The sequence below is a fragment of the Streptomyces sp. XY431 genome, from assembly GCF_001279805.1.
Taxonomy (GTDB): Bacteria; Actinomycetota; Actinomycetes; order Streptomycetales; family Streptomycetaceae; genus Kitasatospora; species Kitasatospora purpeofusca.
This window is the reverse complement of record NZ_LGDO01000359.1, coordinates 1-361: the sequence shown is the minus strand read 5'-3', so window position 1 is coordinate 361 and position 361 is coordinate 1. Positions and strand designations below refer to the sequence as shown.

Sequence of the window (361 nt, the reverse complement as noted above, 5' to 3'; positions counted from 1 at the left end):
GACTTCATCGCCCTGGTCGACGGCGTCCATCACCTCGTCAAAGCACCGATCGTGCTGGTCTGGGACCGCCTGAACACCCATGTCTCCCACGCCATGCGCGAGTTGGTCGCCCAGCGCACGTGGCTGACGGTGTTCCTCCTACCCGCCTACGCGCCCGACCTCAACCCCGTCGAGTGGGTCTGGGCACACGTCAAACGCAGTCTGGCCAACCTCGCCGTCATGGCCCTCGACCGGCTCGAAGCACTCGTCCGCAACCGCCTCAAACGCCTGCAGTACCGGCCCGATACCCTCGACGGCTTCATAGCCGGCACCGGCCTGACCCTCGACACTCCAACCTCACCCTGACAAGCCGAAGTCAGTA

The 361-nt window shown here is 65.1% G+C and carries 1 protein-coding gene; it reads left to right on the top strand.

Going from position 1 to position 361, the window contains the following annotated elements; translation table 11 throughout:
• Positions 1–345, top strand: a 345-nt coding sequence (locus ADK60_RS26385; RefSeq protein WP_053649303.1) for a transposase, incomplete at its 5' end; no start/stop codon positions are given.
• Positions 346–361 lie beyond the last annotated feature (16 nt).